Source organism: Nocardia sp. BSTN01 (genome assembly GCF_015354405.1).
Taxonomy (GTDB): Bacteria; Actinomycetota; Actinomycetes; order Mycobacteriales; family Mycobacteriaceae; genus Nocardia.
In genome coordinates, this window is record NZ_JADKYP010000011.1 from 50,645 (window position 1) to 68,864 (window position 18,220).

Here is an 18,220-nt window from a genome sequence, read left to right on the forward strand (position 1 = left end):
CCGCACCGGACACAGTGAGGGTTAGCGGGCGCGACTGCGGCCCCGGCCTGTACCCTCCCGGTGTTCCGTATTTCATCGGCCGATCAAATGAGGGATTGACGGGGTGAACCCCACCGAGCTTCGCATCGCCGCAGTCGTGCCCTGCCACAACGAGGAGGCTGCGGTCGCCAAGGTCGTCACGGACCTCAAGGCTGCCGTGCCGGGCATCGACGTCTACGTCTACGACAACCGCAGCACGGACGCCACCGCCGAACGTGCCCGGGAGGCGGGCGCGATCGTGCGCACCGAGACCGTCAAGGGCAAAGGCAACGTCGTCCGGCGCGCATTCGCCGATATCGAGGCCGACGTCTACCTGATGATCGACGGCGACGACACCTACGACGCCTTCGCCGCCCCGAAAATGATCGAGGCGCTGCTGTCGGGCCCCTACGACCACGTCCTCGGCGTGCGGAAAGAGGACGAAGGCACGCAGGCCTACCGCGCGGGCCACGAAGCCGGAAACCGCGTCCTCAACGGCGTGGTCGGCAAGGTATTCGGCGAGAACGTCGAAGATATGCTCTCCGGATACCGGGTGTTCTCCCGCCGCTTCGTGAAGAGTTTCCCCGCGGTATCGCGCGAATTCGAGATCGAAACCGAATTGACCGTGCATTCGCTGCATCTGCGCGTACCGCAGACCTCGGTCCGGGTGGGATTCCGCGATCGGCCGGAGGGCAGTGAATCCAAACTGCGCACCTACCACGACGGATTCAAGATTCTGGGCCTGATCTTCGGTCTGGCCCGGCACGAACGCCCGGTCGCCTTCTACGGACTGTTCGGCACGCTGGCCTGGTTGATCTCGATCATTCTGATCGTGCCGATAGTGATCCAGTTCTACGAAATCCACCAGGTTCCGCGCTTCCCGACGTTGTTCCTCGGCTTCACCCTGCTGCTGCTGGGCAGCCTGGCGTGGACCGCCGGTCTGATCCTCGACGGCATCCGCCGATCCCGGCACGAGGCCGCCCGCCTGATGTACCTGCGGTATTCGGCCGTCGGCGCCGAAACGCCCGAGCAGGTCCGGCAGGCACACGGATGACGACCCAGGCCGACAAGGAGGCCGCCGATAGGCGGGCTTCCGATCGCGAGGCCGTGATCAGCGAAGCCGGCACCGAGCACCCGAACCGCGACGAGACGAACCGCGAGAGCGCCGGCGCCGAGCAGCGACAGCCCTCGGGCCTGCTCCGGCGCACCCGATCCGGCATCGCGCACCACCTCGGCCCGGCCGCGGCGGTATTCGTCCTGGTGGCCGGCGTTTTCGGCATCGTGTTCGCGACCATCACGCCGCCGTTCTGGGGTCATGACGAGATCACCCAGTTCGGCCGCGCGTACCAGGTGGCGCACGGCGGATTCACCCCCGAGCGGATCACCGACGACCGCGGCATCTCCTACGGCGGGCAGATCCCGTTGAGTGTCGACGGGCTGATGGGTTACGCCTTCACCGATTACAACCGTCATCCCACCGAGCCGGCTCCGCTGGCCGCCGACGAGACCGCCTACGATCGGCTGGGATCGGCGCCGGTGACCACCACCGCGACCAAGCAGATGTGGTTCACCAATACCGCCGCCTACTCGCCGGTGCCGTATGTGCCCGCGGCCGTGGGCATCCGGCTCGCCCAGGCGATCGGCCTCGACGTCGGCGATACGGTGCTGCTCACCCGGCTCGCCGGACTGCTCGCCTATCTGGTGATCGTGGCGTTCGCGCTGCGGGCGCTGCGGACGTTCCGCATCCAATGGCTGGTGTTCACGATCGCGGTGCTGCCCATCGCGCTGTTCCAGGCGGGCACCGTCACCGCCGACACCGTGACCAACGCCCTGGCCGTCCTGGTGTCGTGCCTGGTGGTGAAGGGCGTCTTCCTCGACACCCGGCTGTCGAAGCCGGAGGTGGTGGCCGCACTGGCGGCCACGCTGGCGCTACCGCTGAGCAAGCCGACCTACGTCATCCTCGCCATGCTGGTGGTACTGATTCCCGCCCGGCAGTACGGCTTCGGGAAGGTGCTGCGCTGGCTGCCGTGGTGTTTCGCGGCGCTGGGCGCGATCCTGTTCGCGGTATGGATGAAGGTCGCCGCGCCGACGGGCGACGGCATGGGCCTGATGCGCAAGCCGTCGGAATGGCGTTCGGTGCGCCCCGGCGACCAGCTGCACGGAATTCTCTCCGATCCGGTGCATTTCGCCAATACGTTCGGCGACAGCATCTGGTATCGGGACGAGAAATGGTTCATCCAATTCTTCGGCGAGCTGGGATTCGCCTATGTGGACGTGCCCGCGCTGTCGATCCTGGCCTGTCTGCTGGCGCTGGCGGTGAGCGCCGGAATCGCGGATCGGCTGACCGGTAACCGGTGGCGCACCTGGATCGTCGCGCTCACCGTGCTGGCCAGTGTCGCGATGATCTACGTGACGCTCTACATGTCGTTCACACCGGTGGGCTACTGGATGATCGACGGTGTGCAGGGGCGCTATTTCGTGCCGCTCGCGATAGCCGGATTCGCGGTGCTGCTGCGGTGGATGCCATTGCGGCTGAGCGATTCTCGCGGCGTGACGCCGGTCCGCGGGCCCGCGATCACGGTGGTGGTCGCGACCGTGGTGGCACTGGCCGCGGCCGCGATCAAATACAACGTCCTGATCTGGGGTTAGTTAGAGCACCTTTTCGCCGGCCGCCGCGTATGCGCGTTCGGTGTGTTCCTTCTGCGGGCGCCACCACGCCTCGTTGTCGCGGTACCAGGCGACCGTCGCGGCCAGTCCGGCGCGGAAATCGCCGTACCTGGGACGCCAGCCGAGTTCGGCGCGCAGCAGGCCGGCGTCGATGGCGTAGCGCTGATCGTGCCCGGGCCGATCGGTGACGTGATCGAAATCGCCGGGGTCGCGGCCGAATTCGGCGAGCAGCAGCTCCACCACGGTCCGGTTGTCCAGTTCACCGTCGGCCCCGATCAGATACGTCTGTCCGATGCGCCCGCGGTCGAGAATGTCCCACACCGCGCGATTGTGATCGGCGACGTGAATCCAGTCCCGGATCTGATGTCCGGCGCCGTAGAGGCGCGGTCGTACCCCGTCGATCAGATTGGTGATCTGGCGCGGGATGAATTTCTCCACATGCTGATACGGGCCGTAATTGTTACTGCAGTTGGAGATCGTCGCCCGCACCCCGAACGACCGTATCCAGGCACGGACCAGCAGATCGCTGGAGGCCTTGGTCGCCGAATACGGGCTGGACGGTTGATAAGGGGTGTTCTCGGTGAATGCCGGATCATCGGCCTCGAGGTCGCCGTAGACCTCGTCGGTCGAGATGTGGTGGTAGCGCACATCGTATTTGCGGACGGCCTCGAGCAGAGTGAAGGTGCCGACGATATTGGTCTGCACGAACGCCCGGGGGCGGGCCAGCGAATTGTCGTTATGGGATTCGGCCGCGAAATGCACCACGGCGTCGGCTCCGGAGACCAAGCGGTCCACCAGACCGGAATCGGCGATATCGCCGTGCACGAACTCGATCCGATCGGCGATCGGCGTCAGCGAGGCGCGATTTCCGGCATAGGTGAGTGCGTCGAGCACGGTGACGCGGACGTCGGGTCGATCCGCCAGGGTCTGATGGACGAAGTTCGCGCCGATGAATCCGGCTCCGCCGGTTACGAGCAGTCGCACCGTGCCACCCTAACGTGGGCGCGAATACGGACTTTGAAGCACCTGCGAGTCACACCGACCCGGGAGCGAGTGTGACCTTCGTCACACCATACTCTCGATGTCCTATTTGTTCGAATTGTTGATGGTGTCCGAAAACCGGACGCATACTGCATGTTTCCGCAACCTGACAATCGGCAAGAACCCGATGGTGAACAGAATTTGAATGAACGGACACAACAGGTTCACCGCTCGTTAGCTGACGTCGATTTCTATTTCTCATGTCCCAGAACCACTCTGTATCGAGGTTCCGCAGAAAATGATGATGAGGAAATTCGCCGCGACCGCCGCCATGCTGGTCGCCGCTGTCGGTGTCGCAGCCGGAACTGCCACGGCCGACCCCGCCGCCCCCGCGGCGCCCGAGAGCGTCTACTACAAGGCCAGCGTCGTCGACAACGACAAGGCCGTGATCAAGACCGACGGCGGCTCGATCGTCAACGAAGACGGCATGCTGAAGATCAAGGCCGCCAACGGCACCGTGCTCGCCGGCACCCCGCTGAACTTCCGGGTCGACGACTTCGAGTTCCCGATCGCCGCCGACATCTCCGGCAACACCGCCACCCTGACCCCGCAGTTCGACGAGCAGCACGCGGTCTACAAGCCCGTCGCGCTGCCCTTCGAGGAGTCGGCTCCGTGGAAGACCCCCTACGACCGTGAGGTCGCGGCCTTCACTCGCCTGAAGGACACCATCTCCACCGGCGCCACCATCGGCACCCTGGTCGGTGGTGTCGGCGGCGCGGCCATCGGCTGTGTCGCGGGCGCCGCCCTCGGACTCGTCGCCACCGGTGCGCTGGCCACCCTGTTCGGCCTCGGCCCGCTCGGCGGCTGTGTCGCCGGTGCCGCCGCTGTCGGCTTCCTCGGTGTGCTCGCCGGCCAGATCTTCGTGACCGCTCCGGTCGCGATCGGCGCCGCGATCCAGTACTGGGCCACCACGACCGCGCCGTTCAACCCGCCGGCGCCGGCCAAGTAATTCCGCAGGCTGCCCGTCCCCCTGAGCGGGCGGATTCCTCGGATCAAGACAGTGCCCCGCCCACCGTTCGGTGGGCGGGGCACTGTCGTTTCGCCTCCTCACGCGGTCTGCGCGGCCTCTTCCGGCTCGATCCGCGCCCGCACGAATCGCGCCACCCGGGCCAGCGCGGCGCGGCTCTCCGGCATATTCGGCAGGATGCTCATGAAGGCGTGGACCTGCCCGCGCCACAGCTCCAGCGAATTCGGCACACCGGCCGCGGTGAGCCGGCGGGCCATCAATTCGCTGTCGCCGCGCAGCAATTCGTCCTCACCGACGATCAGCAGCGCCGGTGGCAGGCCCGTGAGCGATCCGTTGACCGGTGACAGCGCCGGATCCAGCGGCCGCTCCGCCTCGGCCCCGTAACGCACCATCTGCCGCACCGCCGCCATCGGGATGTAGGCATCGCGGCCGACGTTCATGTACTCGCCCTTGAGCCGGTAATCGAGATCCAGCAGTGGCGACAGGCCGACCAGGCCGGCAGGGCCGGGCAGTCCGGCCTGCGCCGCCCGCAGCGCCGTGGCGAAGGTGAGGAAACCGCCCGCCGAATCGCCGGCGAAGACGATGCGCGCCGGATCGGCGCCGTGCCGCAGCAACCAGCGATAGGCCGTGAGGCAGTCCTCGACCGATCCGGCGATATTCGTCCCGGGCAATTGCCGATAGTCCACGTTCACCACCGGCAGCCCCGTACGCCGCGCCAGGCTGGCCGCCACCGGCCGGTGCGAGTCCAGTCCACACAGGAAGAAGCCGCCGCCGTGCATGTACATCACAGCGCCGTCGCGCAGGGATCGCCGCGCGCCCGCCGGGCGGATGATCTCCATCCGGAAGCCGCTCATCCGCACCTGTTCGCGTTCCACCCCGCGCACCTGCGGCCGCAGCGCCGCCAGCCGGTCGATCAGAACCCGTGCCACGGGCATGGTCATCGGAGTGATCGGATAGCGCCGGATGACGGGGCCCACCACGCCCCGGCAGGTCAGCAGCACCGCTTGCGAATGCAGACTCGCACGGTCCGGGTTCACCACCACCGGATCCACGACAACACCGGGTTCGAACCCCGGCCCGTATTCGGCCTCGCCGATGGGAATCGCCGTCATCGCGCACCTACCTGCCACTCGGCGCCGAGTGACCGGCTACCGGCAGATTCGGCAGCTGAGGTGTCGGCGCTGACATCTCACACACTGATGTTTCAGAACACCACGGATGTGTGACCTACGCAATACTGATCGCCCGACCAGGGTCCGGCGAAACCATCGTGACCATTTCGCGGTCTACTCGGAACCTCATCGAGCCCCAGCGGGCGAGAGCTGGCAGACTTGCGTGACATGCGCGGAATCATTCTGGCCGGGGGCACCGGGACCCGGCTGCACCCGATCACGCGCGGGGTCAGCAAGCAACTGGTCCCGGTGTACGACAAGCCGATGGTCTACTACCCGCTCTCCACGCTGATGCTGGCGGGCATTCGCGACATCCTGGTGATCACCACCCCGGAGGATGCCGGGGCCTTCCGCCGGCTGCTCGGCGACGGCACCCAGTTCGGTGTGGCGATCGACTACGTGGTGCAGCCCGAACCCGACGGCCTGGCCCGGGCCTTCGTGCTCGGCGCCGACCACATCGGCGGCGAATGCGCGGCGCTGGTGCTCGGCGACAACATTTTTCACGGCCCTGGTCTCGGCACCCGGTTGCGGCGCTTCGACCGCCTCGACGGCGGCGCGGTCTTCGCCTATCGGGTATCCGATCCCTCGGCCTACGGCGTGATCGAATTCGACCGGGGTAGAGCCGTTTCCATCGAGGAGAAGCCGAAACTCCCGCGGTCCAACTACGCCATTCCCGGTCTGTACTTCTACGACAACGACGTCGTCGAGATCGCCCGGGGACTGCGGCCGTCCGCGCGCGGCGAATACGAGATCACCGATATCAATCGCACCTATCTGGAACAGGGGCGGCTGCAGGTCGAAACCCTGGCGCGCGGCACCGCCTGGCTCGATACCGGAACCTTCGATTCGCTGCTGGACGCCGCCAACTACGTGCGCACCATCGAGGAGCGACAGGGCCTCAAGATCGGCGTGCCCGAGGAGGTGGCCTGGCGGATGGGCTTCATCGACGACGAACAGCTGTGCCGGCTGGCCGAGCCGCTGGTGCGCTCCGGATACGGGACCTACCTGCTGGACCTGCTGAATCGCGGGCGCGACGATCGCTACGGACAGGACGGTTGACATGCGGATTCGAGAACTGGCGGTCCCCGGTGCGTGGGAGTTCACACCGGAGCTGCGCGGCGACGAGCGCGGCGTCTTCGCCGAGACGTTCAAGGCCTCGGAATTCGAGAAGGCGACCGGACGGCCCCTGGACCTGCTGCAGATGAACACCTCCACCTCGGCGGCCGGTGTCCTGCGTGGCATCCACTACACCGAGAATCCGCCCGGCCAGGCGAAATACGTCACCTGTATGCGCGGCGCCTTCCTGGATGTCGTGGTGGATCTGCGCCGCGACTCCCCCACCTTCGGCCGCTGGGACAGCGTGGTGATCGACGACGTCACGCGCCGCTCGGTCTTCGTCTCCGAAGGGCTCGGTCACGCCCTGCTGTCGCTGGCCGACGATTCCACCGTCACCTATCTCTGCTCGCTCGAATACTCCCCCGAATTCGACCGGGACCTCGACGCTTTCGATCCGGATCTCGGAATCGACTGGCCCACGGCCGGTTCCGACGGCAGTCCGCTGACCTTCATCCGCTCGCCGAAGGATGCGGCCGCTCCGCGCCTGCGCGAACTTCGCTGAGAGTCGCGGCCGGGTTCCACCGCCCCGGATTGCCCGAACGCCACGCCCGGCTCGAAGGGAGCAGCCGGGCGTGGCGTTTCGGGAGGAGCTCAGGCCGCCGCGAGTTCCGGTGTCTGTTCGGTGTCCTCGACCTCCTGCTGCTTCCTTCGAGTGGGCAGGAAGTGGGTGAAGGCGATGAGGGCGCCGATGATCGCCGCGATACCCGCGAAGATCAGGCCGGGACGGTAGCTGTCGAGTACCGCCTGCGGTGAATCGCCGTGCGGGCCCGAGGAAATCAGCGCGGTGGTGATGGCGAGGACGATCGCCGCGCCGACCTGCATCGAGGTCTGCAGCACACCGGCCGCCAGGCCCTGTTCCTCGTCCTCGATGCCGTTGGTGGCCTGAATGTTGATGGCCGGGAAGCCGATCCATCCGATACCGATCAGCAGCACCGCGGGCAGGATCACCGCGACGTAGGACGGTGCGGTGTCGATTCGCAGGAACAGCAGGTAGCCGATCGCCATGACGGTGGTGGTGACCGCGATGATCGGGCCGGTGCCGAAGCGGTCCACCAGCTTGTCGGAGAACACCGACGACAGCGCCACCAGCACACCCACCGGCAGCAGCGCCATCGCCAGGGTCAGCGGCGACCAGCCCAGGCTGTCCTGCAGGTACAGGGTGACGATGAACTGCCAGCTGAAGTAGGAACCCGCCACCGCGACGATCACCAGACTGGCCCGCACCAGCGTGGCCTTGCGGAGAATGCCCAGCCGGATCAGCGGATGCCGCACCCGCTTCTCCACCGCGACGAACGCGGCGAACAGGACGAGCACGGCCGCGAACGAGCCCGCGGTGCGGGCCGAGGCCCAGCCGGCCTGCGGTGCGGACACCACGGTGTAGACGAGCAGCAACATGGCGGCGGTGGAGAACAGCGCACCCAGCAGATCGTGTCCGCCCTCGGCGGTGTCGCCCTTGTCCTTCGGCACCAGGATGGCCGCGGAGACCAGGGCGGCCAGCGCGATCGGCACCGGCAGCAGGAAGGTCCAGCGCCAGCCGAAACCGGTCATCAGGCCGCCGAAGACCAGGCCCATGGAGTAGCCGCCGGCACCGAAGACGGTGTAGATGGACAGCGCCTTGTTGCGCGCGGGCCCCTCGGCGAAGTTCGTGGTGATGATCGACAGCCCGGTCGGCGCGGTGAAGGCGGCCGCCAGACCCTTGACGAAGCGGGTCGCGATCAGCAGCGGCCCGGAGCTGACCAGCCCGCCCGCCAGTGAGGCGACCGCGAAGACGGCCAGTGCGATGAGGAAGACCTTGCGCCGCCCCAGCAGATCGGCGGTGCGGCCGCCGAGCAGCAGCAGACCGCCGTAGCCGAGGACGTATCCGCTGACCAGCCACTGCAGGGTCGAGGTTTCGAGATGGAGTTCGGTGCCGATGGACGGCAGCGCGACGCCGACCATCGAGACGTCGAGGCCGTCCAGGAACAGCACGATGCACAGCGTGATGAGCATGCCCCAGAGCCGGATCGGCCACCGAGTGTCGGCCACCGAGGCGGCCGGAAGTGTTGCTGTGGAAGTCATGTCGCGGAACATTACATGCGTGCGCATCTAATGCACAAGCATTTAATGTGGTTGCATGAAACCGGCCCACGCACTAGGATGACGACATGACAAAGGCGTCGACAGCGTTTCCGGCGCATTCGACGGACGCGGTAACACCGGACACGGCGTTATCCGCAGGTCTGCCGTCCGTAGCGCCGAGTGATACCGACACCGGTTGCCCTGTGCCGACCGTCCGGAACGACGGGCCGGGCGGCTTGGTCGGCGAATGGCGCGATCTACTCGCTCGCCATGCCGCGGTGTCCTGTGCGCTGGAGAAGGATCTACAGCGTGAACACCACATCGGCCTCAGTGAGTTCGAGACACTGGACCGTCTGGTCGACGCCTCGTGCGACAGCTACCGGATGAGCGATCTGGCGCACGACATCCACCTGAGCCAGAGCGCACTGTCCCGTACGGTGGCACGACTGGAACGCGACGGACTGGTCGACCGCACCCTGTGCACCGAGGATCGCCGCGCGATCTACGTCTGCCTCACCGACAAGGGCCGCGCGGTCCACACCGCCGCCGTCCCGACGCACCGCGACGTCCTGGAACGCACCCTGCACTGAATCCGGCCTGCTGTTGATCAGGGCGTCACGCAGCGGCGATGGCCTCGTCCAGGACCGCTCGCCCGTCCACCGAGGCGGCGCGAATATTCGCGAATGCGCCCCGATACCGGTCGATATCGGAATTTTTGTCGAAATAGGTGGAACCGGCGAAATTTTCGACGTACACCACCGGCGGCTCGGTGGTTTCCGCGCCGGCTTCGCCGAATTCCAGCAGGACGAATCGTCCGGAATCGAGACCCTCGTGGTAGCCGGAATCGTTGGGCACCAGGCGAATGTCGATATTCGGGCACTCGCACATCCGGCGCAGATGATCCAGTTGTCCCGCGATCACGGCCGGATCACCGATCCGCCGCCACAGCAGCGATTCGGCGATGATCGCCACCAACCGCACCGGATCCGGGGTGCGGGTGAGCAGACGCTGCCGCTGCCTGCGCACCTCGATCCGGCGCTCGACCTCGGCCGGGCTCAGATCCGGCCGGGCCGCGGTCAGCAGTGCGCGGGTGTAGTCCTCGGTCTGCAGCAGGCCCGGCACGAATTCGGTCTCGAAGGTGGAGATGTGGGTCGCGGCCTCTTCCAGGCCGATGTACACGTCGAAACCCTCGGCGATCACATCACCGTACGGAGCCCACCACCCCCGGGCCTTGGTTTCGCGGGCGAGCGCGGTGAGGGGTTCCAGCTCCGCCTCGGGAGCGCCGTAGATCTTGCACATGGCTTCCACGTCGAGGCTGCGCAGGGAGGTCTGGCCGGTCTCGATCCGCCAGATCTTGGCCTCCGACCATTCCAGCCGGCGGGCGGCCACCCGGGTCGTCATCCGCGCGCGATTACGCAGGTCACGCAGCCGGCGGCCCAATTGCCGCCGCGGCATGGTCGAACCGGTGATCCCCTGCGGTGAAGCCATTTTCCCCCCTCGGCAGAAACCTTCGCGGGCATCGGAACTCGCTCCGGACACCCCCGAACGGATTGTCGCACAACAGAACAGCCCCCGACAGCCACGCCGATCGACCGTGCGGCGCAGACGCTTCTACCTGCGCGGCGGACGCTTGCGGAAGCGCCAGAATTGCACGGCGCGAACATCTTCCGAGAGTTGGTTCACCGGCTCGGCGACATCGGACAGCGCACGGAAGAGATCGTCGGCGAGGGTGTTGATGTGCTCCACCCGGATCGCCAGCCGCGAGGCGTTGACCAGGAATTCCAGCACCAATCGCACCGACGCCGCGATGGTCAGGCCGAGGGGTATCGCCACCACGATCGCGAAGATCACCCCCAGCAGTGCGGACACCTGCCACAGCACCACGACCAGCACCAGCGGGATGCCGATCGCGAAGGCCAGTCCCAGGAGATAGGCCAGGGGAAGCAGCGTGCGGGTGGCCGATGTGCGGAACTGCACATCCAGCAGCGCGCGGGCGGCCGCACCACACCAGGCCCGGAAGGCGCCGGGACTCCGGAACGGTTCGGGCCGCTCGTCCTCCGCGGTCTCATCCGGCGACCAGCGGCGTCGGGCGGAGTCCTTCCACGCGAGCCAGCGGGACTCCACGGCGTAGTCCGCGTCGCCCGTTTCGTCTTCGCCGGAGCGGTCGTCGACTCCGTCGCGTCCGGTCGATTCGGGTGTCTCGTCCCTATCCCGTGGGCCCGCAGCGGAATCGCGCGCGGCCGCGGTCTCGGAGTCCCGATTCCTGGGCCGCTGCGGGTCGTCGCTCATGATTCGAATCCTCTCCCGGGACAGCGGAAGCGAGCAATCTCCGGGTGGGGTCGAATCCCATCGGTCACATGCGACTCACATCACACTTTCTCCCCATTTCTTCCCAGTGAGCTGCCAGGGAATCAACAGCGGCAACGCATTCGATTCACAGCGACGCGCACAAAGGTGGTAGTCGTAGCAGTTCACAACAGCGGGGGACGGCGGTCCGAAAGGTTCATAGCCACCGGCGATGACCGCCCGCCCGTGTGTCGTATCCGACCATCACGAAAGAAATTTCCACCAAGTTGTAACACCGCCGGTAGCGCGGCCCGATACGTCCCATGAACACCGACGCAGGACCCAGATCTACCCGGGGAATGGAGAACACAGTGCGTACAGCGTTTCCGACTTCCGTCCACGCGGCGACGTTGGCCGCTACCGCGCAGGACTACATCCAGCGCGGGTGGACGGTCGCTGAAACGGCCAACGGCATCTGCCTGATCACCGATGCGAATGTGTCGGGTATCGAGGTCGCCGGCGAACTGGCCGCGAACGTGCGCCGATTCCTGCGGGCCAACAACCTGTCCGGACCGGTGATCGAGATCCCGGGCGCCGAGCGCCGCGAGATCCACCTGGTGACCGGACTCGCCAAGGCCGCGATGGCGCTCGAGGCGCTGCGCGCGGCCGGCGCGATCGTCTACACCGACGGTGCGGGCATCCCGTTGCCGCCCACCCAGCTCTCGGCCGGCGAGGCCTGCTGGGGTGTAGCGCCGACCGAGGCCCGCTGGCTGCCGCCGGTCGTCGCGATCGCCGCGGCCGTGCGTTCGGCGAACTCCGGCCGCAAGCCGCAGGTCGCTCGGATCGCCAGCTGAATCGACCATCCGCGAAACCGCGAGAACGACAGCGTTCTCGCGGTTTCGCTGTTTTCGTGCATTTCGGATGAATCGCGGCGCGACGACCGACCGCCGACGATGATGGATCCATGTCGCGCGTCACCGCTGAAGCCCGGACCACCTACCGCACCTGCCCGCTGTGCGAGGCCGTCTGCGGACTCGAGATCACCCTGGACGCTCAGGACCGGGTGACGCGTGTGCGCGGCGACCGCGAGGACCCGTTCAGCCGGGGCTTCATCTGCCCGAAGGGCGCGAGCCTCGGGGCACTGGACGCCGACCCCGATCGGCTGGCCGAACCGATCATCCGGGATCGCGCCACCGACACCTGGCGGCAGGCCACCTGGGCCGAGGCCTTCGATCTGATCGCCGAGCGGGCCCCGGCCGTCCTCGACGAATACGGCCGCCAGGCCGCCGCGCTGTATCTGGGCAATCCGAATGCGCACACCGTCGCCGGCGCGCTGTACGTGCCGGCGCTGATCCGGGGGTTGAGCACGCGCAATCTGTACTCGGCCAGTACTGCCGATCAGATGCCGAAGCAGGTGTCGAGCGGGCTCATGTTCGGCGATCCGCTCACGGTCGCCGTGCCCGATCTGGACCGCACCGACTATCTGCTGATGCTCGGCGCCAACCCGCTCGAATCCAACGGCTCGCTGTGCACCGCACCGGACTATCCGGGCCGGTTGAAGGCACTGCGCAAGCGCGGCGGGCGCCTGGTCGTGGTCGATCCGCGGCGCACCCGCACCGCGGACCTCGCCGACGAGCATCTGTTCATCCGCCCCGGCAGCGATGCGTATCTGCTGTTCGGCATCGTGCACACACTGTTCGCCGAGGACCTGGTCGATATCCGCGTCGAGGTGGCGGGCCTCGAGCAGATCCGTTCGGCCGCAGTCCCGTTCACTCCCGAGGCGGTGCAGGCACGCACCGGCATCGCGGCCGAGACCGTCGGGCGGCTGGCGCGGGAGCTGGCGGCGGCGCCGACGGCCGCGGTCTATGCGCGCATCGGCACCTGCACCGCCGAATTCGGCACCCTCACGCAGTGGCTGGTGGACGTGATCAACGTGCTCACCGGCAATCTGGACCGGCCGGGCGGCGCGATGTTCGCCACCGCCGCCGCCCTGGGCATCGTGCGGACGCGGCCGTTCCGGCTCGGGCGCTGGGCCAGCCGGGTGCGCGAATTGCCCGAAGCCATGGGCGAATTCCCCGTCGCGACGCTGGCCGACGAAATTCTCACCCCCGGCGAGGGACAGGTCCGGATGCTGGTGACGGTGGCCGGCAATCCGGTGCTCTCGGCTCCCGCGGGCGCCCGGCTCGGCGAAGCGCTGGCCGGACTGGACTTCATGGTCAGTGTGGATCGCTACCTCAACGAGACCACCCGTCATGCCGATGTGATCCTGCCGCCGCCGCGCACACTGCAGGCGCCCCACTACGATTTCGCGCTGCTGCAGTTCGCGGTGCACAACTACGCCCGCTATTCCCCGCCGGTGGTCGCCCTGCCCGGCGACCGGCCCTCGGAACCGGAAATACTTGCCCGCCTGGCACTTTCCCTGGCGGGGCAGCAGCCGGAGCCGGGAACCGATTCCGTCGCCGCGGTGGACGAGCTGATCATCGCCGGCACCCTGCACAAGGCCGGACTCGGCGCGCGGCGCGGCGAGCTGATCGGCGCGAACAGCACCGAACAGCGCATCGACATGATGCTGCGCCTGGGTCCGTACGGCGAATGGAATCCCGATCGCCGGTCCGTCGACGTCGCGCCGGAGGGATTGAACCTGCAGGTCCTGCTGGACAATCCGCACGGCGTCGACCTGGGCGCGCTGCAACCGCGGCTGCCCGGCGTGCTGCGCACGGCCTCACACAAGGTGGAGCTGGCGCCGCAGCAGCTGCTCGACGACACGACGCGGCTGCTGGCCGACATGTCGGCTGCCCGACCGGATGTGGTGTTGATCGGCCGGCGGCAACTGCGGTCGAACAACAGTTGGATGCACAATGTGCCGGCCCTGGTCGGTGGCTCGAATACCTGCACACTGCATATTCATCCCGACGACGTGGCGCGCCTCGGGCTGGGCGAGCTGGCCGCGATCGAGTCGGCGGCCGGAAAGCTGACCGTGCCGGTGGAACCGAACGACCGGATCATGCCCGGTGTGGTGAGCCTGCCGCACGGCTGGGGACATTCGGGCAGTACCCAGACCGTCGCGCGCGAGCACGCCGGCGTGAATGCCAATGCCCTGACCGATGATTCGCGCATCGACGCCGTATCCGGAAATGCGGTGTTCAACGGAGTTCCGGTGACCATTACGCCGGTGTGATTCTCCGATACGTCCGAATCGGTCGGCATCCCTGGGGCAAACCACTTTCGGCATTGCCGATTCGCCATCCGAAACACGTTCGTTCCTATAGGATTTCGGCGTATTCCAGGTTCAGCGCCGAACCATCCACGTGCGGATCTCAGCTACCCGGAGGGGTGTGGCATGTCCGGTTTCACAGGCGGCAGTGACGGGGAGCGGGAACTGCAACAGCGTTTCGGTACCGAGGAGCGTGCGGGGCGTTTCTACGACGAACAGGTGCTGAACGGACTCAACACCCGCATGCGCGACTTCGTGGGCCGGATGGATATGGCCTTCATCGCCACCGCCGACCGGCACGGTGAATGCGATACCAGCTTCCGAGCCGGCAAACCCGGATTCGTGCACGTCATCGACGACCGCACGGTCGCCTATCCGGAATACCGGGGCAACGGGGTGATGGCCTCACTCGGCAACATCCTGGAGAACCCGCACGTCGGCATCCTGATGATCGACTTCGTGCACGACCTGGTCGGACTGCACATCAACGGCTCGGCACGCATCGTCGACGATCAGGCATTGCGGGTCCGCGTGCCCGGCCTGCCCGCGGCCGAACGCGGGCGGATCGCCGAGCGGTGGGTGGTCGTGGATGTCGAGGAGGCCTATATCCACTGCCGTAAGCACATCCCGCATCTGGTGCCGGCCGCCCGCGAGGAGCGGGAATGGGGGACCGACAGTCCGCGGGCCAAGGGTGGGGACTACTTCGGCGCCAAGGCCCAGGCGCGAGCCCTCAGCGGATCTTGAAGATCACCGCACGCTGCACGACGAAGTTGATCACGGTGGCCACGCCCTGCGCGATGACGAAGGCGATGAGCACCGCGCCCTTCACCGAATGGCCGGCGATATCCACCGACATCGGCGGGAGGGTGTCGTTGAGCAGGGCGTTGATCCCCACCTGCGCCGCGAAGGTCACCGCGTAGAGGACCACCACCGCCACGAAGCGGCTGCGGCTCGGCGGCGCCTTGAACGTCCAGCGCCGGTTGATCAGATACGCCGTGGTGGTGCCGACGATGAAACTGCAGGCCTTGGCGAAATCGCGCGGGACGCCGAACAGGGCCATGAGCAGTACGTACAGCCCGAAGTCGACCACCGCCGACAATCCACCGGTGAGGACGAACCGGACGATCTGCGTCTTCAGATCGACATCCGTACCGCCTGGCTCGTCTACCAGGGGTAACTCGGCCGGAAGAGGGAGATGGGGTTCCGCACTCACGGCACGAGAGTAGCGGGTCGTTCCGGCCCCGCGGCGACAGCGGCACTCCCACGCGGCCGCGACAGTGGCACTCCCGCCCCGGTCGCCGCTGTGAAATCCGCCTCGAGCGGGCCGCGGACCCGCGACACCCGACCCCTATCCCGGTCATACCTGTAGCCTCTATGCCGATGTCCACGAAAGCTCAGACCTCCACCGCCGCGGGTCCTGCGAACTCCGCGGGCGACGGCGAGGCGTCACAGGCAAGCAGCAACGGCTCCGCCGACAGCTTTTCGCTGCCGACGCGCACCCGTCGACTGACCGGTTGGGGCCGTACCGCGCCCTCCACCTCCGAAGTTCTCTCGACCGGCGATCCGGAACTGATCGCCAAGGCCGTGGCCATGGTCGCGGAGGACAACGAGTCCAAGCCGGCGTACCTGCGGCGCGGGGTGATCGCGCGCGGGCTCGGCCGGTCCTACGGTGACCATGCGCAGAACGGTGGCGGCCTCGTCATCGACATGTCCGCGCTGAACAACATCCACCGGATCGACCGCGACAGCCACCTCGTCGATGTGGATGCCGGCGTCAGCCTCGATCAGCTGATGAAGGCCGCGCTCCCCTTCGGCCTGTGGGTTCCGGTCCTGCCGGGCACCCGTCAGGTGACCGTCGGTGGCGCCATCGCCTCCGATATCCACGGCAAGAACCACCACAGCGCGGGCAGCTTCGGCAACCACGTGCGTTCGATCGATCTGCTGACCGCCGACGGCAAGATTCAGCACATCGGCCCCAAGAAGAACGCCAAGCTGTTCTGGGCGACCGTCGGCGGCAACGGCCTGACCGGCATCATCTTGCGTGCCACGATCGAGATGACGCCGACCGAGACGGCCTACTTCATCGCCGACGGTATCAAGACCACCACGCTGGACGAGACCATCGCCGTACACAAGGACGGTTCCGAGGAGAACTACACGTACTCCTCGACCTGGTTCGACGTGATCAGCGCACCGCCGAAACTGGGGCGCGCCAACGTATCTCGCGGTCGTCTGGCCAAACTGGACGAACTGCCGAAGAAACTGCGCGGCAACCCGCTGAAGTTCGACGCGCCGAATCTGCTGACGGTGCCGAACGTCTTCCCGAGTTTCGCGGCGAACAAGCTCACGCTCGGCATGGTCGGCGAGGCGTACTACGCGCTCGGCGGCAACTACACCGGCAAGATCATGAACTTGACGCAGTTCTATCACATGCTGGACGTCGTCTCGGAGTGGAATCGAGCCTACGGATCGGCCGGATTCATCCAGTACCAGTTCGTGTTGCCGCCCGAGGCGCTGGACGAATTCACCAAGATCATCGTCGACATCCAGCGGTCCGGTCACTATTCGGCGCTCAATGTGCTGAAGTTCTTCGGTCCGGGCAACCAGGCGCCGCTGAGCTTCCCCATGGAGGGCTGGAACATCTGCGTCGACTTCCCCGTGCGGCCGGGCCTCAACGAGCTGGTCACCGAATTGGACCGTCGCGTACTGGAATTCGGCGGTCGTCTCTACACCGCGAAGGACTCCCGGACCACCGCGGAGACCTTCCACAAGATGTATCCCAAGATCGACGAGTGGATCAAGGTCCGCCGAAGTGTCGATCCCACAGGCGTTTTCATGTCCGATATGGCGAGAAGGCTGGAGCTGCAGTGATCAACGCGGTAGGTAACCCGCAGAACATTCTGCTTTTGGGCGGTACCTCGGAGATCGGCCTCGCGATCGTCGAGGAGTACCTGAAGAAGGGCCCGGCGCGGGTGGTGCTCGCGGCGCTGCCGAACGATCCGCTGCGAGCGCAGTCGGTGGCTCAGCTGGAGGCCGCGGGCGCGTCGAAGGTCGAGATCGTCGACTTCGACGCGCTGGACACCGGCAGCCACCCCAAGGTGATCGAACAGGCCTGGGCCGACGGCGATATCGATGTCGCGATCGTCGCCTTCGCCCTCGACGGTGACGCCGAAGAGCTGTGGCAGAACCAGCTCAAGGCCGTGCGCGTCGCCGAGGTCAACTACACCGCGGGCGTGTCGGTCGGCGTGCTGGTCGGCGAGAAGATGAAGGCCCAGGGTTTCGGGCGGATCATCGTGATGTCCTCGGTGGCCGGTGAGCGCGTCAAGCGCGCCAACTTCGTCTACGGCTCCACCAAGGCCGGTCTGGACGGTTTCTACCTCGGACTGGGTGAGGCGCTGCGGCCGCACGGCCCGCGCGTCACCGTCGTGCGGCCGGGCCAGGTGCGCACGCAGTTCTCCGCGCACGTCGCCGAGGCACCGCTCACGGTGAACAAGGAAGACGTTGCGGTGCTTGCGGTTTCGGCGTCCGAGAAGGGTAAGGAACTGGTCTGGGCGCCCGGCACGTTCCGCTGGGTCATGATGATCCTGCGCCACGTTCCGCGCCCGATCTTCCGCAGACTTCCCATCTAGTTCGGCTCGGTTTCGAGCCGCGAAGGAGAGTCGCCGCTACCGAGCGCCGGCT

The 18,220-nt window shown here is 66.8% G+C and carries 17 protein-coding genes; 11 read left to right on the forward strand and 6 right to left on the reverse strand.

What is annotated here, in order from left to right; genetic code table 11:
- Positions 1–103 precede the first annotated feature (103 nt).
- Positions 104–1,072, forward strand: coding sequence for a glycosyltransferase (locus IRT45_RS12355; RefSeq protein ID WP_039775209.1), 969 nt, complete (start codon positions 104–106; stop codon positions 1,070–1,072).
- A complete protein-coding gene (locus IRT45_RS12360) occupies positions 1,069–2,667 on the forward strand; it encodes a DUF2142 domain-containing protein (RefSeq protein WP_194805984.1) in 1,599 nt (532 codons plus the stop codon). The genes IRT45_RS12355 and IRT45_RS12360 overlap by 4 nt, the downstream gene beginning before the upstream one ends.
- Here the strand turns inward: IRT45_RS12360 and rfbB are convergent, their stop codons facing one another.
- Entirely contained in the window at positions 2,668–3,669 is a 1,002-nt protein-coding gene (rfbB, locus tag IRT45_RS12365; protein ID WP_194805985.1) for a dTDP-glucose 4,6-dehydratase, read from the reverse strand. It lies immediately after the preceding gene.
- A 295-nt stretch (positions 3,670–3,964) separates the two neighbouring features.
- On the opposite strand from rfbB, the gene IRT45_RS12370 reads away from it, so the two are divergent.
- On the forward strand, positions 3,965–4,675 hold the full coding sequence (locus IRT45_RS12370; RefSeq protein WP_194805986.1) for a hypothetical protein: 711 nt from the start codon (positions 3,965–3,967) through the stop codon (positions 4,673–4,675).
- A gap of 98 nt (positions 4,676–4,773) precedes the next feature.
- On the opposite strand, the gene IRT45_RS12375 is transcribed toward IRT45_RS12370, so the two are convergent.
- Positions 4,774–5,805 carry an alpha/beta hydrolase gene (locus tag IRT45_RS12375; RefSeq protein WP_194805987.1) on the reverse strand — a complete coding sequence of 344 codons (1,032 nt, stop codon included), beginning with the start codon at positions 5,803–5,805 and terminating at the stop codon, positions 4,774–4,776.
- 228 nt (positions 5,806–6,033) lie between these two features.
- Between IRT45_RS12375 and rfbA the strand changes: the two genes are divergently transcribed.
- A complete protein-coding gene (gene rfbA, locus IRT45_RS12380; RefSeq protein WP_194805988.1) occupies positions 6,034–6,924 on the forward strand; it encodes a glucose-1-phosphate thymidylyltransferase RfbA in 891 nt (296 codons plus the stop codon).
- A 1-nt stretch (position 6,925) separates the two neighbouring features.
- A complete protein-coding gene (locus IRT45_RS12385) occupies positions 6,926–7,483 on the forward strand; it encodes a dTDP-4-dehydrorhamnose 3,5-epimerase family protein (RefSeq protein WP_036497043.1) in 558 nt (185 codons plus the stop codon).
- Positions 7,484–7,572: 89 nt separating this feature from the next.
- On the opposite strand, the gene IRT45_RS12390 is transcribed toward IRT45_RS12385, so the two are convergent.
- Positions 7,573–9,039, reverse strand: a complete 1,467-nt coding sequence (locus IRT45_RS12390) for an MFS transporter (RefSeq protein ID WP_194805989.1) — start codon at positions 9,037–9,039, stop codon at positions 7,573–7,575.
- A 203-nt stretch (positions 9,040–9,242) separates the two neighbouring features.
- Here IRT45_RS12390 and IRT45_RS12395 point away from each other — a divergent pair, with 203 nt between their 5' ends.
- The gene (locus IRT45_RS12395) at positions 9,243–9,629 is read left to right on the forward strand and encodes a MarR family transcriptional regulator (protein ID WP_309240914.1); all 387 of its coding nucleotides are present in this window, start codon (positions 9,243–9,245) and stop codon (positions 9,627–9,629) included.
- A gap of 25 nt (positions 9,630–9,654) precedes the next feature.
- On the opposite strand, the gene IRT45_RS12400 is transcribed toward IRT45_RS12395, so the two are convergent.
- Both IRT45_RS12400 and IRT45_RS12405 read right to left on the reverse strand, forming a co-directional pair.
- Entirely contained in the window at positions 9,655–10,527 is an 873-nt protein-coding gene (locus IRT45_RS12400) for a helix-turn-helix transcriptional regulator (protein WP_194805991.1), read from the reverse strand.
- A 123-nt stretch (positions 10,528–10,650) separates the two neighbouring features.
- The gene (locus IRT45_RS12405) at positions 10,651–11,328 is read right to left on the reverse strand and encodes a DUF4282 domain-containing protein (protein WP_194805992.1); all 678 of its coding nucleotides are present in this window, start codon (positions 11,326–11,328) and stop codon (positions 10,651–10,653) included.
- Between the two features lie 368 nt (positions 11,329–11,696).
- On the opposite strand from IRT45_RS12405, the gene IRT45_RS12410 reads away from it, so the two are divergent.
- The 3 genes from IRT45_RS12410 (at position 11,697) to IRT45_RS12420 (ending at position 15,283) form a co-directional block, all read left to right on the forward strand.
- Positions 11,697–12,179 carry a hypothetical protein gene (locus tag IRT45_RS12410; RefSeq protein ID WP_036497109.1) on the forward strand — a complete coding sequence of 161 codons (483 nt, stop codon included), beginning with the start codon at positions 11,697–11,699 and terminating at the stop codon, positions 12,177–12,179.
- Between the two features lie 110 nt (positions 12,180–12,289).
- Complete coding sequence (locus tag IRT45_RS12415; protein WP_194805993.1) at positions 12,290–14,503, forward strand: molybdopterin-dependent oxidoreductase; 2,214 nt, start codon at positions 12,290–12,292, stop codon at positions 14,501–14,503.
- Positions 14,504–14,665: 162 nt separating this feature from the next.
- Positions 14,666–15,283: a pyridoxamine 5'-phosphate oxidase family protein gene (locus tag IRT45_RS12420; RefSeq protein ID WP_194805994.1), complete on the forward strand. Its 618-nt coding sequence runs from the start codon at positions 14,666–14,668 to the stop codon at positions 15,281–15,283.
- Here IRT45_RS12420 and IRT45_RS12425 read toward each other — a convergent pair.
- Positions 15,270–15,752 (reverse strand): GtrA family protein, encoded by a 483-nt coding sequence (locus IRT45_RS12425; RefSeq protein WP_194805995.1) that lies wholly within the window; start codon positions 15,750–15,752, stop codon positions 15,270–15,272. The two genes, IRT45_RS12420 and IRT45_RS12425, sit on opposite strands and share 14 nt — an antisense overlap.
- A 167-nt stretch (positions 15,753–15,919) precedes the next feature.
- Here IRT45_RS12425 and IRT45_RS12430 point away from each other — a divergent pair, with 167 nt between their 5' ends.
- Together IRT45_RS12430 and IRT45_RS12435 are read left to right on the forward strand one after the other, a co-directional pair.
- Positions 15,920–17,410 (forward strand): FAD-binding protein, encoded by a 1,491-nt coding sequence (locus IRT45_RS12430; protein ID WP_375540090.1) that lies wholly within the window; start codon positions 15,920–15,922, stop codon positions 17,408–17,410.
- Positions 17,407–18,168, forward strand: a complete 762-nt coding sequence (locus IRT45_RS12435; RefSeq protein WP_030516814.1) for a decaprenylphospho-beta-D-erythro-pentofuranosid-2-ulose 2-reductase — start codon at positions 17,407–17,409, stop codon at positions 18,166–18,168. Before IRT45_RS12430 ends, IRT45_RS12435 begins: the two co-directional genes overlap by 4 nt.
- The last annotated feature ends 52 nt before the right edge of the window (positions 18,169–18,220 follow it).

Excerpts from the sequence above, each read along its gene's own strand:
- IRT45_RS12360 (WP_194805984.1), top strand. The coding sequence starts at position 1,069 with ATGACGACCCAGGCCGACAAGGAGGCCGCCGATAGGCGGGCTTCCGAT.
- IRT45_RS12370 (WP_194805986.1), top strand. The coding sequence starts at position 3,965 with ATGATGATGAGGAAATTCGCCGCGACCGCCGCCATGCTGGTCGCCGCT.
- IRT45_RS12375 (WP_194805987.1), bottom strand. The coding sequence starts at position 5,805 with ATGACGGCGATTCCCATCGGCGAGGCCGAATACGGGCCGGGGTTCGAA.
- rfbA (WP_194805988.1), top strand. The coding sequence starts at position 6,034 with ATGCGCGGAATCATTCTGGCCGGGGGCACCGGGACCCGGCTGCACCCG.
- IRT45_RS12385 (WP_036497043.1), top strand. The coding sequence starts at position 6,926 with ATGCGGATTCGAGAACTGGCGGTCCCCGGTGCGTGGGAGTTCACACCG.
- IRT45_RS12390 (WP_194805989.1), bottom strand. The coding sequence starts at position 9,039 with ATGACTTCCACAGCAACACTTCCGGCCGCCTCGGTGGCCGACACTCGG.
- IRT45_RS12400 (WP_194805991.1), bottom strand. The coding sequence starts at position 10,527 with ATGGCTTCACCGCAGGGGATCACCGGTTCGACCATGCCGCGGCGGCAA.
- IRT45_RS12405 (WP_194805992.1), bottom strand. The coding sequence starts at position 11,328 with ATGAGCGACGACCCGCAGCGGCCCAGGAATCGGGACTCCGAGACCGCG.
- IRT45_RS12415 (WP_194805993.1), top strand. The coding sequence starts at position 12,290 with ATGTCGCGCGTCACCGCTGAAGCCCGGACCACCTACCGCACCTGCCCG.
- IRT45_RS12420 (WP_194805994.1), top strand. The coding sequence starts at position 14,666 with ATGTCCGGTTTCACAGGCGGCAGTGACGGGGAGCGGGAACTGCAACAG.
- IRT45_RS12430 (WP_375540090.1), top strand. The coding sequence starts at position 15,920 with ATGTCCACGAAAGCTCAGACCTCCACCGCCGCGGGTCCTGCGAACTCC.